Below are 19,748 nucleotides of genomic sequence, written 5' to 3'. Positions count from 1 at the left end.
GCACCTCACCTTATGACGATAAAAGGTTCGAGCGGCCTGGCTGGGGGGCTGGACGGACGCTCCGGTGTTTCTTCGGGACCACCGGTTTGTGGAGGGGGCCCCAGCAGGTGCTCGCCCGGGGCGGGGCGAGCACCTGCGAAGGGGAACCCATCACATGGGGGGTAGTAACAAGGGGGGAACACGGGGAACTCTCTGGGGGGCCTGAGAGCGAACCACGAAAGAGCCGGCGTCGACCAGGTGGGTCGACGCCGGCTCTTTCGCGTGTCCGGGCTCAGCCCTTGATGCCCACGTTCGCCATGCCCTCGACGAAGCGCTTCTGGGCGAACACGAACATCACGATCATCGGCAGCGTCGCCAGCGCCGTCCCGGCCATCAGGTACGGCCACTGCACCTCCGCCGGGTTCTGGGCGAAGATCGCCAGCCCCAGCTGCAGCGGTCGCATCGAGTCCGACGTGGTGATCATCAGTGGCCAGAGGAACCCGTTCCAGGCCGCCTCGATCTGGAACACGCAGATGGTGATCAGGGCCGGCTTGATCAGCGGCGTCATGATCCGCCAGAAGATGCCGAACTCGCCGAGGCCGTCCACCCGGGCCGCCTGGGCCAGCTCGTTCGGGATCGACACGTAGAACTGCCGGGCCAGGAACGTGAACAGCGGCGCCGCGCCGAGCGGGATGATCAGGCCCCACCAGGAGTTCAGCCAGCCGATGCCGCCCTGGCCGAGGATGTTGTTGCCGCCGAACAGCGGGATCGACTTCACGATCAGGAACAGCGGCACCAGCAGGATCTGGAACGGCACGAGCAGCAGCAGGATGAAGTAGCTGAGCAACGCCTTCGCGCCGCGGATCGGCAGCTTGGCCAGCGCGTAGCCGGCCGTCGTACACACCGCCAGCGTGAACGCCGTTTCGCCGATCGCGATGAACAGGCTGTTGCGGAAGTACCGCAGGAACGGCGCGGTCTGCATCGCCTCGACGAAGTTGCGCCAGCGCAGCTCGCCGGGCAGCCAGGAGAACTTGGCGATCTCCAGCTCGTTCTTGAACGCCGTCAGCACCATCCAGACGAACGGCATGATCATCAGGATCGCGCCGATCGTCAGCGCGACGTACAGCAGGATCCGGCCGGCCTTGACCCCGGACGGCCTGGTTTCGCCGACCACGGACACCGTAGCGCTAGTCATTGACATCCGCCCTTTGCAGCAGGCGTCCGAGACCGATGAAGATCGCGATCAGGATCATCATGACGACCGTCTCGGCGGACGCGAAGCCGAGTCGGAGTGCCTGGAACGCGTTCTGGTAGATGTCGAGCACCAGCACCGTGGTTTCGGTGCCGGGACCGCCCTTGGTCATCACGTAGACCAGGTCGAACACCTGGAAGGTGCCGGCGATCGACGTGATCAGCACGAAGAACTGGACCGGACCGAGCGCGGGCCAGGTGACGTTCGCGAAGGTCTGCCAGCGACCGGCGCCGTCCAGGGACGCCGACTCGATCAGATCTCGTGAGACACCCTGCAGCGCGGCCAGGTAGATGATGATCTTGGTGCCCAGCCCCTGCCAGATGCCGACCACCATCAGCGACGGCAGGGCCGTGCCCGGGTCGGACAACCAGGCGCTGGGCGCGAACCCGAACAGGCTCAGGAACCCGTTGGCCAGACCCGAACCCGGGTTGTAGATCCACAGCCAGATCGTGGCCACCGCGACGGTCGCGGTGACGGTCGGGATGTAGAACGCCGTCCGGAAGAAGCCGAGGCCGCGGATCTTCTGGTTCAGCCCGAGCGCGATCAGCAGCGACAACGCCATCGAGACCGGGATCACCACGACGGCGTACAGGATCGTGTTCACCAGTGCGGCGCGGAAGTCCTGGTCGCGGAACAGGTCGGTGTAGTTCTGGAAGCCGACCCAGGCCCAGGAGTCGCCGAAGCTGTAGTCGGTGAAGCTGAGCACCACCGCGGCGACCACCGGGATCACTATGAAGATCCCGGAGTGCAGCAGCGCGGGGGCGATCAGGACCCAGCCGGCGCGGACCTGGCTGCGGATCAGCTTGCGACTGTCCTTGCCCGGAGCAACGGTACGGGGCGTGGCGAGTGCGGGACCCGGGCGTTCGAGAGTGGCGCTCATCGTGACTGTCCTGCCAGGTTGGCCAGCACCTTCGCCGGATCCTTCTGTCCAAGGACCGCCTGGGTGAGCTGGGCGTCGAAGTTGGCCCGCATCTCGAGCCAGTTGGCCGAGCCGCCCTCGTAGATGGCGAGCTCGAGACCGCCGGCGACGAACTTGCTGAGCGGGTTGGACTTGGCCTGCGGGGAGTTCACCGCGTCCTTGTACGCCGGGATCTTGCGGTTCAGCTTGGCGATCGCGTCGACCGTCGAGGGCTTGGTCAGCGACTCGATGAACGACCAGGCGGCCTGCTTGTGCCGGCTGCGCGATCCGATCGAGGCCAGGTCGCCACCGACGAACTCGACCTCCTTGCCGCTGTTGAAGCGGAAGAACTTCAGGTCGTCGCAGTTGGCCTGGCCGATGCCCTTCTCGGAGCAGTCGACCGCGCCGCCGACGATGCCCATCGCCGCGTCACCGGTCAGCACCAGCGGCTGCGCCGACGCGTTCTGCTGACCGTACGGCTGGACGTTGTTGATCATCGACTTCAGCCAGTTGAGGGTCTGCAGGCCCTTCTCGTTGGAGTAGTTGGCCTGGCCGTCCAGGTACAGCGGCGTCCCGGTCGAGGCGAGCAGCGTGGTGTAGGTCTGCCGGAAACTGGTCGGCGCGGCCAGGTCGAACCCGGACCGGGTGATCGTCCCGTTCGCGTCCCGCTTGGTCAGTTTCTCGGCCGCCACCTTGATCTCGTCCATCGACGTCGGCGGGTCGTCGGGGTCGAGCCCGGCCTCCTTGAACGCGCTGATCCGCAGGGCGACCGCGCGGGCGTCGGCGAGCAGCGGGTAGGCGTAGATCCGGTCCTCGTACGACGCCGCCGGGATCAGCGCGCCGATGCTCTTGTCGCGGATGGTGTCGGCGGTGACGCCGTACTCGCCGAGATCGGCGAACAGCCGCTTGGAGGCGAACGTCTGGATCCAGCCGACGCCGGTCACCATCACGTCGTACGGGATGCCGGCCGCGATCGAGGTGGAGATCTTCTCGTTCAGGTTGCCGTACGTCGCGTAGTCCGGCTCGACCTTCATCTTCGGGTACTTCTTGTTGAAGTCGGCCGCGACCTTCGCGAACTCCTTGCGGCCGTCGTTGCTGGCCGGGAACGACGGGAGCAGCACGCGCAGCGTCCCGGTCGCCTCGGCCGGCGGCACGCCGTCCGTACTCTTGTCGATCACCCCGTTGCCACAGGCGCTCGCGACCAGTCCGACCGCGGCCACGAGCACCGCCAACCCAGCACCACGTCTCACAGGGGAACTCCTTCGCTGCCGTGTGCGCCAGTCGGGTGACGACCGATGCACCGAGTGCAGCGAAGTTATGGGAAAGGGCTTTCCACGTCAATACCTGGCGCTCGAATGATCAGAATCGATCAGGGCGCGGACGGCGGCGACGGCCGGGGTTCGTCGTCGTGGGCCAGGACGTCGGCGAGGCCGGCGATGTCGTGTTCGGCGTCCGCGCGGTCGGCGGGGTCCGTGATGGCGGCGGCCAGCGTGCGGAGGCGGGCCAGCTCGGCGGCGAGCACGGTGTCGCTCGCGCCGGTTCTGGCGGCCTCGGAAACCCTGCGGTACTCGGTGTCGAACTGGTCGTAGTCCATCGCTCGCTCCCGTCCGTCACTACGAATCTACGGTGCCACGCGTTGCCGCGCGGGCAGCGCGCCGCAGGACGATCGGACGCGCAGCTCGGGCAGCAGGCTCAGGTGCTGGGTCGCGGAACCCCGGCCCGGCCCCGCCTTCAACCGGCGCAGGAGCAACTCGCAGGCCGTTTCGCCGAGCTGGAGCTTCGGCGGGCAGACCGCGGTGAGCGGCACGACGGCGAGGGCGGCGGTTTCGTCGTTGTAGGCGATGACCGCGAGGTCCTCGGGAACGCGGAGGCCGCGTTCCATCGCGCGTTCGACCAGGCTGGCGGCGTGTTCGTCGGAGTGCACGAGGACCGCGGCGGCGCCGTGCGACTCGCACTCGGCCAGGAACGCGTCGAGCTGCGCGATCGTGTCGGGATCCTCGCCGTGCGCGGGCAGCGCGACGGGCGAGACGAACACGTCGACGCCAAGCGTCGCGGCCGCCTCGGCGATGCCCTGCCGCAGCCAGTACGCCGTGACGCTGGCGTTCAGGTTGATGCCGATCCGGCGGTGGCCGAGCGAGACCAGATGCCGCAGCGCGAGCAGCGCGCCGTACGCGTGGTCGGTGCGGACGTGGTCGTACTCGCGCTCCACGTCGGGGAACCCGAAGGCGCGTTCCATCAGCACGACCGGGACGTCGATCGCGTCGAGCCGTTGGCCGACCTCGGCGGCGTGGCTGTCGCCCAGCGCGGTGGACAGCAGGAGGCCGGCGACGCCGAGGCCGAGGATCTTGTCGATCCGCTCCTGCTCGACCTGGACGTCGTACCCGGAGACGCCGAGCACCAGGCGGGCGCCGTACCGGTCGGCCGTCGCCTCGGCGCCGCGGATCACGTCGGTGTAGTAGAACGTCGAGCTGGGCACGATCAGGCCGACCGTGAGCTGGCTGCCGGTGGTGATCACGCCGGCCGCGCTGGTGCCGACCGCGCCGCCGTGCACCCGGCGGAGCAGTCCGGCGGAGTCCAGTTCGGCCAGATCACGGCGTACTGTGATCGCGGAGACGCCGAGTTCGGCGGCCAGCTCGGCCACCCGGAGCCGGCCGTGCCGGCGCAGGCTCCGCAGGATCAGCTCGTGGCGCTCCGGTGCAAGCATGCGACTCGGCCCCCAACACTGTGCGCTGTGATCTGCTTGTGATTGTTTGTGATCATACGATCATCCGCGTGCCGAGGACCCAGGAGGAACCGGTGTGAGCGAGGCCAGCAGCCGGACGAACGTCATGATGTCGAAGCTCTCGCTGGTCGGCGACCTGCTGATGCTGCAGCTGGTCTTCCTGCTGTTCAGCGTCGGCATCGTCACGCTGTTCCCGGCCGCGTTCGCGCTCCAGCGGGTGCTGCCTTACGCGATCGGGCAGGAGCATCCCGCGCTGCTGCGCCGGTTCTGGGGCGAGTTCAAGTGGTGCTTCCGCCGGTTCTGGCTGGTCGGGCTGGCCCTGTACTTCGGCGGCGTGGCGCTCGCCTTCGGCCTGTTCTTCTGGGCCTCGACCAACGGCCCGATCCGGATCTTCGCGCTGGCCGTGCTGATTCCGCTCAGCGGGATGATCGTCGGGCTGTACCTGAGCGCGCTGGCTGTACTGCCGCAGGCCGAGGACGACGCGACCAGCCGCAGCGTGTTCCGTACGGCGAACCTCTTCCTGCTCCGGCGGTCACTGCCGGTCGCCGGCGGAGTGGTCGGGCTGGCCACCTGGTTCCTGCTGGTCGGGCGGCTCCCGACGCTGTTCGTGATCGGCTCCGGACTGGTCCCGGCGCTGATCGCGTACTGGATTTCCCGCCCGCCGCGGACCCGGCCAGAAAAAAGTTCGGGCAGCGTGTCAATCTGAGCCGCTCTGGTTCGACGTAGGGGTGTAAGCAACCTACGGACCAGAGGAGAACCAGCATGTACGCGACCACCGAATCCCTGGCGACGACGCCGGCCGTCAAGGGCAGCGGCAGGTCCCGCTGGCTCGCCCTCTACACGCTCTGCGCGGGCATGTTGATGATCGTGCTCGACGTGACCGTCGTGAACGTCGCACTGCCCGCGATCCAGGACGACCTGGGCTTCACCAGCTCGTCGCTGGCCTGGGTCGTGAACGCCTACCTGATCGCCTTCGGCGGCCTGCTCCTGCTGGCCGGGCGGCTCGGCGACCTGCTCGGACGGCGCAACATCTTCGTCGCCGGACTCGCCGTGTTCACCGCCGCGTCGGTGTGGTGCGGTTTCGCCGGCTCGCAGGAGATGCTGGTCGCGGCGCGGTTCCTGCAGGGCGTCGGCGGCGCGCTGACCTCCGCGGTGATCCTGGGCATGATCGTGACGCTGTTCCCGGAGCCGCGCGAGCAGGCCAAGGCGATCGGCGTCTACGCGTTCGTCGCCTCAGCGGGCGGTTCGATCGGTCTGCTCGCCGGTGGCGTGCTGACCCAGGCGATCAGCTGGCACTGGATCTTCTTCATCAACCTGCCGATCGGCATCGCGACCGCCTGGCTGGCGATCCGGCTGATCGAGAAGGACAAGGGCCTCGGCATGGGCCGCGGGACCGACGTACCGGGTGCCGTGCTGATCACCGCCGCGCTGATGGTCGGCGTGTTCACGATCGTCAGCCCGGCCGCCGAACTCGGCTGGACCGCGCCGCGGACGATCGCGCTGGGTGCGCTGACGCTGACGCTGCTGGCCTGCTTCATCGTTCGCGAGTCGACCGCCGCCAACCCGCTGGTCCCGCTGCGCATCTTCCGCTCCCGCACGCTGACCGGGGCGAACCTGGTCCAGGCGCTGTCGACGTCCGGGATGTTCGGCATCTTCTTCCTCGGCTCGCTCTACCTGCAGCGGGTGCTCGGGTACGACGCGCTGGAGATCGGGCTGGCGTTCCTGCCGACCACGCTGGTGATGGGCCTGCTGTCGGTCCGGTACTCCGAGAAGCTCGTGATGCGCTTCGGCCCGCGCCGGCCGCTGATCGGCGGACTGCTGCTGATCGTGATCGGCCTCGTGCTCTTCACCCAGGCGCCGGTCGGCGGCAACTACGTCGTCCACGTCCTGCCGGTCCTGGTCCTGCTCGGCCTGGGCGGCGGCATCTGCTTCCCGGCGCTGATGGGCCTGGCGATGGCCGACGTGAAGCCCGAGGACGCGGGCCTGGCCTCCGGCCTGATCGGCACCACCGCCGAGGTCGGCGCCGCCCTCGGCCTGGCCGTCCTGGCCACGCTGTCCGCCACCCGCACCGAGTCCCTGGCCACCGCCGGCAAGCCGGTCCTGGACGCCCTGACCAGCGGCTACCACCTGTCCTTCGCGGTCGCCGCCGCCATCGTCGCCGCCGCGGTCGTCATCGCCTGCACGCTGATGCGCCCGAAGTCCGCCGAGGCCACCGAGGCGGAGACCGACGAGGTCCTGGAAGCCGCCTGACCGACGCCCACCACTGATCAACCTCGACGACACGCCGCGCCACCCCCCTCTTTCGGGGTGGCGCGGCGGCTTGATCAGTGGTGGGCCTCGTCGACGGACTGCTCAGATGCCCTGTGCTTCCGGTGACTGCCGAAGCCACCGGCGGCGACACCGATCGGTACCGCGATCAGAAGACTGATCCAGGTCCCAAGGACGAACGACAGCAGGATGAAACAGCTGAGCGTCATCATCACCGCGCCCATCAGACCGTCCAGGATCGGGTGGGCCGTGAGGTGATCGCCGTACAGGAACTTCTCTCCGACGGTGTTGCCGAGGGCCATCAGGCAGAAGAACGCCGCGACTGCGACGTCGTGCGGGGAGTGGTCACCGCGCAGGTTGACGAGCGTCACCACCGCGAGCACCACGGTGAAGTAGCGCACCAGGCGGGGTGGTGGCACCAGCGACCCATCCTTGAACATCTCCCTGCCGATCCCCCTCATGAGTTCGGATGATGAGGCCGCGGCCGAAGTTTGTCCACAAGGTTGGGGACCGGGAGTCGCCGTTCGTCGGTGGGATGGGGAAGGATGTGGGCGGCAGTCAGTTGGACGTAGAGGGGAACGGCAGAGTGGTTTTGCAGTCGATCGAGCAGCGGATCGCCGACGAGCTGGAGGTCGGGGTCGGGCAGGTGAAGGCGGCGGTCGGGCTGCTGGACGAGGGCTCGACGGTCCCGTTCATCGCGCGGTACCGCAAGGAGGTCACCGGGGAGCTCGACGACGCGCAGTTGCGCGCGCTCGAGGAGCGGTTGCGCTACCTGCGGGAGCTGGAGGAACGCCGGCAGACCGTGCTGGAGTCGATCGAGAGCCAGGGCAAGCTGGACGACGTGCTGAAGGCGTCGATCCTGGCCGCGGAGACCAAGTCGCGGCTGGAGGACATCTACCTGCCGTTCAAGCCCAAGCGCCGGACCAAGGCGATGATCGCCCGCGAGGCCGGGCTCGAGCCGCTGGCCGACGGGCTGCTCTCCGACCCGTCGTACGAGCCGCTGGCCGCGGCAGCCGTGTTCGTGAACCCCGAGGCCGGCGTCGCCGACCCGCAGGCCGCGCTGGACGGCGCCCGGGCGATCCTGGTCGAGCGGTTCGCCGAGGACGCCGACCTGATCGGCGAGCTGCGCGAGCGGCTGTGGACGCAGGGCCGGCTGGCCTCCAAGGTCCGGGAGGGCAAGGAGACCGACGGTGCGAAGTTCTCCGACTACTTCGACTTCGACGAGCCGTTCACCAAGATGCCGTCGCACCGGATCCTGGCGATGTTCCGCGGTGAGAAGGAGGACGTGCTCTCGCTGACCGTCGAGCCGCTGCCGGCCGGCGTCGAGGTGGACGGGCCGACCGAGTACGAGACCACCATCGCCCGCAAGGTCGGCATCGAGAACCAGGGCCGCCCCGGCGACAAGTGGCTGATCGAGACGGTTCGCTGGGCCTGGCGGACCAAGATCCTGGTGCACCTGGGCATCGACCTGCGGATGCGGCTGCGGCAGACCGCCGAGGACGAGGCGGTCCGGGTCTTCGCGGCCAACCTGCGCGACCTGCTGCTGGCCGCGCCGGCCGGGACGCGCGCCACGATGGGCCTCGACCCGGGCTTCCGGACCGGCGTCAAGGTCGCCGTCGTCGACGCGACCGGCAAGGTCGTCGCCACCGGCGTCATCTACCCGCACGTCCCGCAGAACCAGTGGGACAAGTCGATCGCCCAGCTGGCCGCGCTGTGTGCCGCGCACCAGGTCGATCTCATTGCCATCGGCAACGGTACGGCGTCGCGCGAGACCGACAAGCTGGCCGCGGAGCTGATCGCCAAGCACCCCGAGCTGAAGCTGACCAAGGCAGTCGTGTCCGAGGCCGGCGCGTCGGTGTACTCGGCGTCGGCGTTCGCCTCCCAGGAGCTGCCCGGGATGGACGTCTCGCTGCGCGGCGCGGTGTCGATCGCCCGCCGGCTGCAGGACCCGCTGGCCGAGCTGGTCAAGATCGATCCGAAGTCGATCGGCGTCGGCCAGTACCAGCACGACCTGCCGGAGAACTCGCTGTCCCGCTCGCTCGACGCGGTCGTCGAGGACTGTGTGAACGCGGTCGGCGTCGACCTGAACACGGCGTCCGCGCCGCTGCTCACCCGCGTCTCCGGCATCACGCCCGGCCTGGCCGAGAACATCGTCCAGCACCGCGACCAGCACGGGCCGTTCGCGACCCGCTCGGCGCTCAAGGACGTGCCGCGGCTCGGTCCGAAGGCGTTCGAGCAGGCGGCCGGCTTCCTGCGCATCCCCGGCGGCGACGACCCGCTGGACTCCTCCAGCGTGCACCCGGAGGCGTACCCGGTGGTCCGGCGCATCCTGGACAAGACTGGCTCGGACCTGAAGACGCTGATCGGCAACACCGCCGCCCTGCGGTCGGTGAAGGCGGCCGACTTCGTCGACGAGACCTTCGGTCTGCCGACGGTGACCGACATCCTGGCCGAGCTGGAGAAGCCGGGGCGCGACCCGCGGCCGGCGTTCAAGACCGCGACGTTCGCCGAAGGTGTCGACAAGATCGCCGACCTGAAGCCGGGCATGCGACTGGAGGGCCAGGTCACCAACGTGGCCGCGTTCGGCGCGTTCATCGACATCGGCGTGCACCAGGACGGCCTCGCGCACGTCTCGGCGCTGTCGAAGAACTACGTCAAGGACCCGCGCGAGGTGGTCAAGCCGGGCGACATCGTCAAGGTCAAGGTGCTCGAGGTCGACATCCCACGGCAGCGGATCTCGCTGACGCTGCGGCTGGACGACGAGGTCGGCGCGCCGACGTCGGGCCGTTCGGGCGGCGGGCAGAACCGCGGCGCCGGTCAGGGCGGACGTGGTCCTGGTCAGGGCGGCGGTCGCGGGCCGGGCGGCCAGGGCGGCCGTGGGCCGGGCGGGCGCGGTCCTGCCGGTCAGGGCGGTGGACGCCCGGGTCAGGGCAGCAAGCCGGCGGACACGCCGATGGACGAGGGCTCGCTCGCCGACGCGTTCCGCAAGGCTGGGTTCACGGTGCGCTGACCGCCGGTACGACGTACTGACGCAGGAGGCCCGGCATCCCTCGATCGGGGTGCCGGGCCTCTGCGTCAGGTCGTGGACGGACGGCTGCGCGGCGATGCGGATCCGGCCACCTGAGTTCCAGCCAGCAGCGTGAGGTCGAGCAGGCGATCCAGGTCGGCGGCCGTCGGCTCTTCGCCGAGCAACCCGGTCAGGGCTTCGAGCGTGGTGAGCAGGTCGCGGCGGACCGACGCCCGCGATCGGCCCTGGGTGGCCGCCAGGTGATTGACGACGTGGACGGCGCGGGGGCTGAGGTGACGTTCTGTCGTGGGTTCTGCCGGCGCTTGATCGTCCAGCACGACGCGCAGCGTGGTCCCCAGCGCTGTGGCCAGACGGGTGAGAGTGGCGAGGGTGGGGTTGCCGCGGCCGTTCTCGAGGTTGGCGATGTACGGGACGGACAGGCCCGCGTCGACCGCCACCGAGGCGATGGTTCGGCCGGCGGCTTTACGGCGGTCTCGGAACTCGGCACCCAGGTCCACGCTTCCATCGTATCCTCAGAAAACATTCTTGCCCAGAATTCTTCTGTGGAGATACCGTTGACCGAGTGAGCATCTGGCGGAACCGCGACTTCCGGCTGGTCTGGGTCAGCGGGACGGTGTCCGGGCTCGGGTCCTGGTTGCTGGTGGTGGCGATTCCGTTCCACGTGTTCCAGTTGACCGGATCGGCGGCGGCGACGGGGCTCACACTGGCGCTGGAGGCTCTACCGGCTTTGCTGTTGGGGCCCTGGGCGGGCGCCCTGCTGGATCGCTGGGACCTGTCGCGGGCGATGTGGGTCGCCGATCTGGTGAGTGCGGCGGCGGTCGGGCTGATCCTGTTCGCGGATCGACCGGAGCGGTTGTGGATGATCTATCTGGCCGTGCTCGTGGAGAACTCCGCGACCACCGTCTTCCGGCCTGCCTCCCGGGCGCTCCTGCCGAGCATGGTGGGGACGGGACCGGAGCTGGCGACCGCGAACGCGCTCCGGGCGTTCGCAGGCAGCGTGACCCGCCTGGGGGCTCCGCCGCTGGGCGCGCTGCTGCTCGCGGGCCCGGGGATCACCTTCGTGCTCGTCGTCGACATCGCCAGCTATTTGTTGTCTGCAGCAACGATCGCTGCGATCAGGACCCGGCCGGAGCGGGCGCCACACCAGCCTTTGCGGCCGCTCGCGGGCCTCCGGTACGCCCTACGGTCGAAGCCGCTTCGTGGCCTGCTGGCCGGCAACGGCGTCTTCCTGACCGCGAACGCCGGGTTGACCGCGCTGCTCGTACCGCTGATCGTCGAGCGGCTCGACGCGCCGGGCTACACGGTGGGATACGTGTTCTCCGGGCTCGGCGCCGGCTACCTGCTCGGCGCCGCGATCAGCGTGAAAGCCCTGTCCTGGTTGGGAATCCGCGACCTGATCGCCGCGACCCAACTCGCCACCGGCGCCGCGTTCTTCGCGCTGGTGAACGCACCGAGCGTGCCCTGGGCGATCGCGGCCGCCGTACTGATCGGCCTTCCCGGCAGCGTGCTGCTGATCACCACCGAGACGACCGTGCAACGCGTCACGACGCCGAGCATGCTTGCCCAGGTCGGCGCACTTTTCTTCGCGGTCGACGCGCTGGCCGCCGTCGTCGGCGCACTGGCTGCTCCGGCGCTCATCCTCGTCGGCGATCTCCCGGTCACCTTGAACGCGCTCGCCGTGGTCGCCGTACTGGCCGCGCCGATCACCCTGTACGCCGTACCGGGTCATCCCGCGCAGCTGACCAGACAGCCCTAGCGCAAGTCGTCCAGGTGCCCGCCCGGATCGCCCAGGTGGACAGCAGTTGCCTTGGGCATGTATCCGAGCCGGCGGTAGATCCGGTCGGCGCCGTCGTCGCCCGGAGTGAGCCAGGCGAGATCAGCACCGGCCGACTCGAACGCCTGCTGGGTCGCGTACGCCGTCGCGAGTGCGCCCAGGCCGCGGCGGCGGTGGGAGTGCACGGTGCCGACGCCGGCGACCTCGGTGACACCGTCGGCGATCGCGGTCCAGGAGGCGGTGGCCACCGGGACCCCGTTCTCGCGGATCAGGACCGCGCCCCCGTTGACGGGGTCGGGCTGGAAGGTGGTGACGACGTCTTCGGTCTCGTAGGCGTCGGCGGCGACCGCGTTCGACTCGGCGTGCTCTTCAGGCGTCGTGACGAGCGACGCGGTGATTCCGTCGGGGAGCTCGGGGCGGAGCAGCTCGGCGGGCTCGACGGCGAGCAGTGGCGGCCGGGAGCGGATGATCATGCCGTGCTCGGTGAGGGCTTCGGCGAGGCCGGGGTTGGCTTCCTCGACCAGCTCGCCGTGCAGCCAGCGCCCCTCGGCGGCGAAGGCCTGGCGGATCGTCTCGAGCGCCCACGGCACCTCGTCGGGGTCGAACGCCTTCCCGGGCTCGGCGGCCACCAGGCCGGACAGGAACCAGACGTCCTCGTCGTGCAGCAGCCCGACCAGCGGACCGGCCACGATCTGACGGCGGCTCCGGGTGAGCCCTGACAACTGAGCGGCTGCGATCCGCGCGGCGATCCCCATCCCTCGACCCTAGCCCGGCACCGCGGTGTCAGACCGGCGCGCCCTCCACCGCCGTACGGGTGTCGTAGGCGGCGCGTGCCGAGGCGATCTCGTTCTGGTGGGTCTCGGTCCAGGTGACCAGGGACTGGATGGTGGCGTGCAGCGTGACGCCGAGCGGGGTGAGCTCGTAGTCGACGCGCGGCGGCACGACCGGGTGGACGGTACGCCGTACCAGCCCGTCGCGTTCCAGCTGGCGCAGCGTGACGGTGAGCATGCGCTGGCTGATCCCGTCGATGGTCTTCTTCAGCTCGGTGAACCGCAGGCTGCGGTTGTCGAGCAGCGCGATCACCAGCAGGGACCACTTGTCGCCGATCCGGTCGAGGATCTGCCGTACCTCGCAGTCCTCCCGCGTATCCCACTGGAACGCGTCCTCGGTGCAGCAGGAGTAACCCGGTTCCTTTGAAGTGCCTTCTTCCATACTTCCCGATGGTTCCGCACGATGGTCTCAGTTACAAGAGATAACCGACCCAACGATGGGGAACCCTGAATATGTCTACGACAGCTGCACCCGACCGTCTCGGCGCGAAGGCCTGGGCGGTGCTGCTGGTGCTGTGCGGCGCGATCTTCCTGGAAGGCATCGACGTCTCGATGATGGGCGTCGCGCTGCCGTCCATCCGCGCCGAGCTCGGCCTGTCCACCAGCCAGCTGCAGTGGGTGGTCAGCGCCTACGTGCTCGGGTACGGCGGCTTCGTGCTGCTCGGCGGCCGGGCGGCGGACCTGCTCGGCCGGCGCCGGATGTTCGTCGGCTGGCTGGCCGTCTTCCTGGTCTTCTCGGGCCTGGGCGGGCTGGCCAACGACGGCTGGGTGCTGATCCTCGCCCGCTTCGTCACCGGCGTCGCGGCCGGCTTCATGACCCCGGCCGGCCTGTCCATCATCACGACCAGCTACCCGGAGGGCCGCCAGCGCAACAAGGCCCTGCTCGTGTACGCCGGGATCGCCGCGGCCGGCTTCTCCCTCGGCATGGTGGTCGGCGGGCTGCTCACCGCGATCGACTGGCGCTGGGTGTTCTTCGCTCCGGTACTGCTGTCCGCCGTGCTGCTCCCGGCCGCGCTGATCCTGCTGCCGCGTGAGGAGGTCAGCCAGGAGAAGAAGGTCTTCGATCTCGGCGGCGCGTTCAGCCTGACCGCCGCGATGATGCTGCTCGTCGCCACCGTCGTCCGGGCGCCCGACGTACCGGTTGCCCAAACCGTGGCCACGCTCGCCGCGGGACTGCTTCTGCTGGCTGTCTTCGTCGCGATCGAACGTCGTACGCCTGCGCCGCTGGTCCGGTTCGGCCTCCTGCGCGACGGCGGGCTGGTCCGGGCCAATCTCGGCGCCGTGCTGCTGGTCGGTTCGTTCGTCGGGTTCCAGTTCGTCGCCGTGCTCTACCTGCAGGAACTGCGGCACTGGTCGGAGCTGGAGACCGGCCTGGCCCTGATGGTGATCGGCATCGACTCGATCCTGGCGCCGACGTTGACCCCGTGGCTGGTCAACCGCTTCGGCAACGGGCGGGTCGTGCTCGGCGGGTTCGCGTTCGCCGCCGCGGCGTACGCGCTGTTCCTGCCGCTCGGCGCGGACTGGACCTATCTCGCGATGCTGCCGACGTTTCTCCTGCTGGGGTTGGCGTTCTCGCTCGCGTACGGACCGCTGACGATCGCGGCCACCGACGGAGTCGCCGAGGAGGAGCAAGGGCTGGCCAGTGGTGTGCTGACCACTTCGTTCCAGTTCGGGTCGGCGCTCGGGCTCGCGGTGGTCGCCGCCGTACTGGCCGCCGCGGACGAGTTGACCGTCGCCGACTTCCGTACGGCGCTCGTCGTTCCGCTGATCGCGGCGGTGCTCGGACTGGCCGTCGGCGCGCCGGGCCTGGTACGCCGTACGGTGGCCGCCTGATAGCGCTGAGTTACCAGGACGCCCGACAATTCAACGCTCACACAATGGGGCCGGCCGGCGGCCGAATCGTTATCGGTAAATCCCAGCGGAGAATCTTGACAGGGCCCTGCCGGACGAGTCGCCGGAACCGGTCCCATCGCTGTCTGACCAGGGGTTTTCCTGCGCCGGCAGCGTCGGGCGTAAGGCCTCTGTAAAGGTCCCTGCCGGTCTATTCCCGGCACACCTCTTTATGAGGTGTTCTTTCCTTACCACCCGTGAGCACGTGAGATGGATCACCGGCTTCCTCACTGTCGGCAACCGGCTCCCCGCCCACGGTCCCCGTCCCCTCGAGGCGCCCGAGCGTCCACTCGGCACCTCACGCACCGAAGGATTCGCCCCCATGACCGAGTCGCTGGAGATCCCCGCAGAGCAGCGCCGCGTGCGGGTCTGGTTCGGCGCTCACCCGATCGCGGACCACACCGCGACCGCCGACCAGGCAGCGCAGTACGAGGAAGCGATGCGGCGGCGGTTCGCCTCGCTGCGGGTCACCAACGAGCCCGCCCTCGTCAGCAGCGGCCCGGTCCGATGACCACCCGCCCGACGTTGCTCGGCTACGTCCGCGCCGACGCGCTCAGCTGCGCGGAGGAACTCGCGGCGGCGACCGACGCGCTGGTCGCCTTCGCCAGCGCCGAGGGGTTCACCCTCGGCACGGTCTACACCGAGCGGGACGCCGCCCAGTCCGCCGCGTTCAACGCGTTGCTGGACGAGGCGAAGCGGACCGACGTCCGGGCGGTCGTGGTCCCCACGCTGCAGCACGTCGGCGCGGTCGGTTCGCCCGGCGCGACGCAGCACCTCGAGTTCCACCAGGCCCAGACCTGGGCGGCGAGCCCGAGGTAACCCGAAGACAAGCGGAGCCGGCGTCTTGACCCCTGCATCGGCGCCGGTTCCGCTCTCCAACCTCCACAGCTGCACCGGGAGTGCCCGGGTGGTAGTGGACCAATCAAGGCCCCACCGGCTGCTACCGGTGGGGCCTTGTCGTTGCTCCGAGCAACTATCGCGGCGCGGTCGTCGCTGGGTACCTTCCCGCCGGGCGTTACACGACGGCGCGTTCGAAGTACGCAAAGTTTCGCCGCGGAGTAGGTGTGACCTCGGTGGGGTGGGGTACGAGTAGAGATGTCCCGCGGTTCAGTCGGTCCCATTCGGGCATGGGTGAGGCTCACCGAGCCGCGAGTTCTCCCACTGAGGGGCGGGAGAACGACCGAAGAGGACGGGCGCATCCCACGGTGCGCCCGTCCTCTGTGTATTTGGCCTCGCCTCCGGCTCGGCGGGTCATGGGGCCTTGGTTCCCGGTCTTCCCTCGTCGGTCGGTCGCTGCGCTCCCTCCCTCCTCAGTCCAGACCGGGAGGCCCCATGACCTCTGTGCACGGCATGAACCATGGGTGTGAGCGGTGACTCGGGTGAGGGAGATGGCATTGGTATCGCTCGTTCACCGGGCGCCGATGCGTTCTCGCCGGGACGATGTGCCTGAGGGGCTCGCGGTCGATCGCGCATTGGAGCTGAGCGTCTGCGGACTTGGCGGTGCGCTGATCCCGCCACCGCGCACCCTGGACGAGGCCGTCGAGGGTCTGGCAACCACCTACGACGACCGCGCCGCGCGGCGACTCCGGCGGTTTGCGGAGGTCTCCGACGGTGCCTTCGTCTGGACCAGGGAATCCGACGGTGTTTACCGCCTCGGGCGCCTGGCCGGTCCTTGGGACTACGACGCATCGCCCGGTGCTGCGGCTGCTGACCTGGTGCACGTCCGCCCGTGCGCGTGGGCCCGGACAGCCTTTGCCGAGAACGACGTGTCGGCTGCGACGGCGTACTCGTTCTCGCGCGGTGGCAGGAACTTTCAGCGCATCCGCGATCCGCGGGTCGAGCCCGCGACGCTCGCCCTGTGGCTGGAGTCAGAGGGCTGAGGCCACGAACAGGTAGCGGTTGAGGCTGAAGAAGTAGCTGTCGCCCTGGCTGCGCAGATCGTCGGCCCAGGCTTCGGCTTCGGCAGGGGTGACGCCGGCATGACCGGGGACGAAGGCGGCGACGATGTCGATCAGGCCGGCGCTGTAGGTGCGGTGGTCGAAGCCGACGTTGAGCAACGGGATGACCTGCAGGTGCGTGCGGGTGAACCCGGTCTTGTCGAGCGCGTCGCCGAGGGTGCGGGGCAGGTGCGGGTCCTGCAGGTGGTCCTCGAAGGCGGTCAGCACCTTCGCCATCCGCGCGTCGTCGCTCGACCGCCACACGATCGAGCCCCAGTCGGTGTCGAGCAGCACGACGCGGCCGGCCGGGCGGAGGACGCGGCGGATCTCGGCGAGCGCGCCGGGCACGTCGTCGACGTACTCGAAGACCTGGGTCGAGACCACCACGTCGAAGTTCTGCGCGCCGTACGGCAGCCGGGCGACGGACGCGGCCTCGAGCTCGATCGGCGGTCCACCAGGTACGGCGGCCCGGGTGCTCGCGATCGCCAGCATGCTGTCGCTGATGTCGACGCCGCAGATCCGGCCGTCCGGTCCGACCTCGGCGGCCATCTCCGCGGCCAGCAGGCCTGGACCGACGCCGACGTCCAGCACCCGGTCCCCCGGCCGCAACGCCAGGGCCATGCGTACCACTCGCCGCTGCTCGATCACGTCCGGCGTCGTGTACATGGCCTCGATCTGCCGCGACACCTCCGGATCGAACTCCAGACTGCTCATGACTGTTCCGTTCGCACCATGCTGCTCATCATGGTGCGCGGGGTCGGTGCTGAAAAGGAGTCGGCGGTCAGGCACCGGGCGGCTACGGTCGTGGGGTGATCGAGCTGCCTCAGTCATTTCTGGACATGCCGCGGTGGTGGAGCGAGGGCGCCGACTGGCTGGCGACGTTGCCGACGGCGGTGGAGCAACAGTGCTCGCGCTGGGGGCTGACGATCACGGGCGCGGTCGCGCACGGATCCAACGCCGTGGTGGTGCCGGTCGAACGCGACGGGACCTGGATGGCGTTGCGGATGTCCCCACCGGGCGACGAGGTGGACGAGCAGGCACGGGCGCTGCGGTGGTGGGACGGACGGGGCACCGTCCGGCTGTACGACGCCGACCCCGGGCGCGGGGCGATGCTGCTCGAACTGCTCGGCGAGTCGTTGTCGCTCCGGCCGATCGGCGAAGCGGTCGAGGTGCTGGGTGGGTTGATGCGGCGGCTGGGGATCGAGGGGCCGGAGGCTGCGTTGTCCACACAGGAGATCGTCATCGGTCGATCGGCGGTGATGGAAGGGCAGTTGGCGGGGCAGCACGGGGCAGTTGAGCAGCGCTACCTGGTGGCCGCGCTCGACGTCGCCGGGTCGCTGGCGGCGTCGACGGCGACGGCCGCGGTGAACGGAGACCTGCACTCCGACCAGGTCCTGCGCGGGCAGCGGGAGGAGTGGCTGGTGGTCGACCCGGTGCTGTACCGGGGCGACCTCGAGTTCGACCTGGGACGGGTGCTGTGGACCAGGCTCGACCAGATGGCGGACGACGCGGAGATCCACCGCTGCTTCCAGACCGTCGTCAGGGCTGCTGAGCTGGACGAGCAGCGGGCCCGGGACTGGGTGGTGTTCCGGACGGTGGACTACTGGTTGTGGGGATTGAGCGTCGGCCTGACCGAGGATCCGGTCAGGTGCCGACGGCTGCTGGATGCTTTTCTCGGCTAGCAGGAGGTCCCGCGCGCCGGGAGCTTGCCGGTCAGGAAGTACGTCGTCGCGTGGCCGCGGGCGCACTCGGAGTTGAACCACGATGTGTGTCCGTAGGTGTCGCTGACCAGCAGACGGCTGCCGCGGATCTGCCGCTGCAGGCTGACGGCGCCGGCGAGCGGCGTGGCCGGGTCGTGGGTGTTGTTCATGATCAGCACCGGCGGCGCGTCGGCGATCGGCGTCGGCTTCCACGGATTGCTCGGCGGGATCGGCCAGCCGGAGCACGCGGCTGCCATCACCCAGCCCTCGACCGCGGCACCGACTCGCGGCGCCACCGCCTTGGCCAGCGCGAGCCGCGTCCGCACGTCGGCGTAGCCACGGAACTCACCGGGGAAGTCCATGCACGACACCGCCGCGTACGCCGATTCCGGGTACCCGACGTAGCTTCCGCCGACGAAGCCCGAGCCGTCCCCAGCAGCAGCCTTGGCCAGCGCCGATGTGAGCGCACTCCACGGGCCCGCCGGGTCGCCGAGCGTCGACAGGAACATCGGCAGCGCCATCCGGATCTGGTCTCCGTTCACCGTGCCGCCGCCCGCGGGCAGCGGTTTGCGATCGGCCCGGCGCACCACCGCGTCGTACACCTTGCCGACGTTCTGCCCGTGCAGCGCACAGGCCGGCGTCTTGGCGCACCAGACCGCCATCCGGTCGAACCCGCGTTCCATCTCGCGCGCCTCGCTCAGCACGAACCCGGTCGAGCCCTGCGCGTGGTCGACGATCCCGTCGAGCATCATCCGGTCGATCCGGTGCGGGAAGAGCTGCGCGTACGTCGTACCGAGGTAGGACCCGTATGAGGGCCCGAAATAGCTGAGCTTGCGGACGCCCAGCGCGGCGCGGATCGAGTCGAGATCGCGCGCCGCGGTCCTGGTGTCGAGGTGGCGCATCAGCTCGCCGTTCTTGGCCAGGCAGGCCTCGCCGAGGGACCGGCTGGCCGCCACCAGTTCGTCGTACTGGGCCTTCGTCCGGGGGAACACCGGTACGCCGGGACGCAGCACCGGGCCGCAATCCAGCTGACTCGATCCGCCAGTTCCCCGCGGGTCGAAGCTGACCACGTCGAACCGGTCGAGCAGCTCGGGACCGAACAGGTCCGCCGCCACTCCGGCGGCCAGCATCGACGCGCCGGCGCCGCCCGGACCACCAGGGTTGAAGGTCAGTACGCCGAGCTTGTGCGCCTGGTCCCGGGCCGGGGTCCGGGCGACCAGCAACTCGGTCTGCCCCTTGCCCGGGTCGGCGTAGTCGAGCGGGACCTTCAGCCGCGCGCACTCGACCGGCTGCCCGTCCTGACAGGGCTTCCAGTCGAGCGACGCGGCGGCCGAAGGCGCGGCGGGCAGCAGGCCCGCTCCGATCAGGCCGAGTGCCAGCAGTCCCTTGATCAGCATGCCGACCAAGCTACGAATCCGGAGGGTCGTCCGCCGGCCGCAGCGAGGGCGGGCTGCGAAGTGAGCCCCGGCA

Annotated in this window: 20 protein-coding genes; 9 read left to right on the top strand and 11 right to left on the bottom strand. The window is 69.5% G+C overall.

What is annotated here, in order from left to right:
• Window positions 1–271: 271 nt before the first annotated feature.
• The 5 genes from ACQPXM_RS01990 to ACQPXM_RS01970 form a co-directional block, all read right to left on the bottom strand.
• Complete coding sequence (locus tag ACQPXM_RS01990) at window positions 272–1,174, bottom strand: carbohydrate ABC transporter permease (protein ID WP_432944115.1); 903 nt, start codon at window positions 1,172–1,174, stop codon at window positions 272–274.
• Window positions 1,167–2,111 (bottom strand): carbohydrate ABC transporter permease, encoded by a 945-nt coding sequence (locus ACQPXM_RS01985; RefSeq protein WP_432944113.1) that lies wholly within the window; start codon window positions 2,109–2,111, stop codon window positions 1,167–1,169. The genes ACQPXM_RS01990 and ACQPXM_RS01985 overlap by 8 nt, the downstream gene beginning before the upstream one ends.
• Complete coding sequence (locus ACQPXM_RS01980; protein WP_432944111.1) at window positions 2,108–3,379, bottom strand: extracellular solute-binding protein; 1,272 nt, start codon at window positions 3,377–3,379, stop codon at window positions 2,108–2,110. The genes ACQPXM_RS01985 and ACQPXM_RS01980 overlap by 4 nt, the downstream gene beginning before the upstream one ends.
• Window positions 3,380–3,498: 119 nt before the next feature.
• Window positions 3,499–3,723: a hypothetical protein gene (locus tag ACQPXM_RS01975; protein WP_432944109.1), complete on the bottom strand. Its 225-nt coding sequence runs from the start codon at window positions 3,721–3,723 to the stop codon at window positions 3,499–3,501.
• 27 nt (window positions 3,724–3,750) lie between these two features.
• Window positions 3,751–4,833, bottom strand: coding sequence for a substrate-binding domain-containing protein (locus ACQPXM_RS01970; protein WP_432944107.1), 1,083 nt, complete (start codon window positions 4,831–4,833; stop codon window positions 3,751–3,753).
• Between the two features lie 94 nt (window positions 4,834–4,927).
• Here ACQPXM_RS01970 and ACQPXM_RS01965 point away from each other — a divergent pair, with 94 nt between their 5' ends.
• The gene (locus ACQPXM_RS01965) at window positions 4,928–5,557 is read left to right on the top strand and encodes a DUF624 domain-containing protein (RefSeq protein ID WP_432944106.1); all 630 of its coding nucleotides are present in this window, start codon (window positions 4,928–4,930) and stop codon (window positions 5,555–5,557) included.
• Window positions 5,558–5,613: 56 nt separating this feature from the next.
• Window positions 5,614–7,101, top strand: coding sequence for an MFS transporter (locus tag ACQPXM_RS01960; protein WP_432944104.1), 1,488 nt, complete (start codon window positions 5,614–5,616; stop codon window positions 7,099–7,101).
• 74 nt (window positions 7,102–7,175) lie between these two features.
• Here ACQPXM_RS01960 and ACQPXM_RS01955 read toward each other — a convergent pair whose 3' ends face one another.
• Window positions 7,176–7,559: a hypothetical protein gene (locus ACQPXM_RS01955; protein WP_432944102.1), complete on the bottom strand. Its 384-nt coding sequence runs from the start codon at window positions 7,557–7,559 to the stop codon at window positions 7,176–7,178.
• A gap of 146 nt (window positions 7,560–7,705) precedes the next feature.
• On the opposite strand from ACQPXM_RS01955, the gene ACQPXM_RS01950 reads away from it, so the two are divergent.
• Window positions 7,706–10,129: a Tex family protein gene (locus tag ACQPXM_RS01950; protein WP_432944100.1), complete on the top strand. Its 2,424-nt coding sequence runs from the start codon at window positions 7,706–7,708 to the stop codon at window positions 10,127–10,129.
• 65 nt (window positions 10,130–10,194) lie between these two features.
• Here ACQPXM_RS01950 and ACQPXM_RS01945 read toward each other — a convergent pair whose 3' ends face one another.
• Window positions 10,195–10,644: a helix-turn-helix domain-containing protein gene (locus tag ACQPXM_RS01945; RefSeq protein ID WP_432944098.1), complete on the bottom strand. Its 450-nt coding sequence runs from the start codon at window positions 10,642–10,644 to the stop codon at window positions 10,195–10,197.
• A gap of 65 nt (window positions 10,645–10,709) precedes the next feature.
• Between ACQPXM_RS01945 and ACQPXM_RS01940 the strand changes: the two genes are divergently transcribed.
• Complete coding sequence (locus tag ACQPXM_RS01940; protein ID WP_432944096.1) at window positions 10,710–11,903, top strand: MFS transporter; 1,194 nt, start codon at window positions 10,710–10,712, stop codon at window positions 11,901–11,903.
• Here the strand turns inward: ACQPXM_RS01940 and ACQPXM_RS01935 are convergent.
• Window positions 11,900–12,676 (bottom strand): GNAT family N-acetyltransferase, encoded by a 777-nt coding sequence (locus ACQPXM_RS01935; RefSeq protein WP_432944094.1) that lies wholly within the window; start codon window positions 12,674–12,676, stop codon window positions 11,900–11,902. The genes ACQPXM_RS01940 and ACQPXM_RS01935 overlap by 4 nt on opposite strands.
• 28 nt (window positions 12,677–12,704) lie before the next feature.
• Window positions 12,705–13,133, bottom strand: coding sequence for a winged helix-turn-helix transcriptional regulator (locus ACQPXM_RS01930; protein WP_432944092.1), 429 nt, complete (start codon window positions 13,131–13,133; stop codon window positions 12,705–12,707).
• Window positions 13,134–13,204: 71 nt separating this feature from the next.
• Between ACQPXM_RS01930 and ACQPXM_RS01925 the strand changes: the two genes are divergently transcribed.
• The 4 genes from ACQPXM_RS01925 (at window position 13,205) to ACQPXM_RS01910 (ending at window position 16,521) form a co-directional block, all read left to right on the top strand.
• Window positions 13,205–14,584: an MFS transporter gene (locus ACQPXM_RS01925; protein ID WP_432944090.1), complete on the top strand. Its 1,380-nt coding sequence runs from the start codon at window positions 13,205–13,207 to the stop codon at window positions 14,582–14,584.
• Between the two features lie 379 nt (window positions 14,585–14,963).
• Window positions 14,964–15,152, top strand: coding sequence for a hypothetical protein (locus ACQPXM_RS01920; protein ID WP_077018000.1), 189 nt, complete (start codon window positions 14,964–14,966; stop codon window positions 15,150–15,152).
• The gene (locus ACQPXM_RS01915; RefSeq protein WP_432944088.1) at window positions 15,149–15,460 is read left to right on the top strand and encodes a hypothetical protein; all 312 of its coding nucleotides are present in this window, start codon (window positions 15,149–15,151) and stop codon (window positions 15,458–15,460) included. The genes ACQPXM_RS01920 and ACQPXM_RS01915 overlap by 4 nt, the downstream gene beginning before the upstream one ends.
• 569 nt (window positions 15,461–16,029) lie before the next feature.
• The gene (locus tag ACQPXM_RS01910; RefSeq protein ID WP_432950919.1) at window positions 16,030–16,521 is read left to right on the top strand and encodes a GAF domain-containing protein; all 492 of its coding nucleotides are present in this window, start codon (window positions 16,030–16,032) and stop codon (window positions 16,519–16,521) included.
• Here the strand turns inward: ACQPXM_RS01910 and ACQPXM_RS01905 are convergent.
• Window positions 16,510–17,292 carry a methyltransferase domain-containing protein gene (locus ACQPXM_RS01905; protein ID WP_432944086.1) on the bottom strand — a complete coding sequence of 261 codons (783 nt, stop codon included), beginning with the start codon at window positions 17,290–17,292 and terminating at the stop codon, window positions 16,510–16,512. The two genes, ACQPXM_RS01910 and ACQPXM_RS01905, sit on opposite strands and share 12 nt — an antisense overlap.
• Before the next feature lie 95 nt (window positions 17,293–17,387).
• Between ACQPXM_RS01905 and ACQPXM_RS01900 the strand changes: the two genes are divergently transcribed.
• A complete protein-coding gene (locus ACQPXM_RS01900; RefSeq protein WP_432944084.1) occupies window positions 17,388–18,260 on the top strand; it encodes an aminoglycoside phosphotransferase family protein in 873 nt (290 codons plus the stop codon).
• Here ACQPXM_RS01900 and ACQPXM_RS01895 read toward each other — a convergent pair.
• The gene (locus ACQPXM_RS01895; protein ID WP_432944082.1) at window positions 18,257–19,675 is read right to left on the bottom strand and encodes an alpha/beta hydrolase; all 1,419 of its coding nucleotides are present in this window, start codon (window positions 19,673–19,675) and stop codon (window positions 18,257–18,259) included. The two genes, ACQPXM_RS01900 and ACQPXM_RS01895, sit on opposite strands and share 4 nt — an antisense overlap.
• Between the last annotated feature and the right edge of the window lie 73 nt (window positions 19,676–19,748).

This window comes from Kribbella sp. CA-253562 (assembly GCF_050942265.1).
In the GTDB taxonomy this organism is placed as follows: Bacteria; Actinomycetota; Actinomycetes; order Propionibacteriales; family Kribbellaceae; genus Kribbella.
The sequence above is the reverse complement of the archived record's forward strand: the minus strand, read 5'-3'. Positions and strand labels throughout refer to the sequence as shown.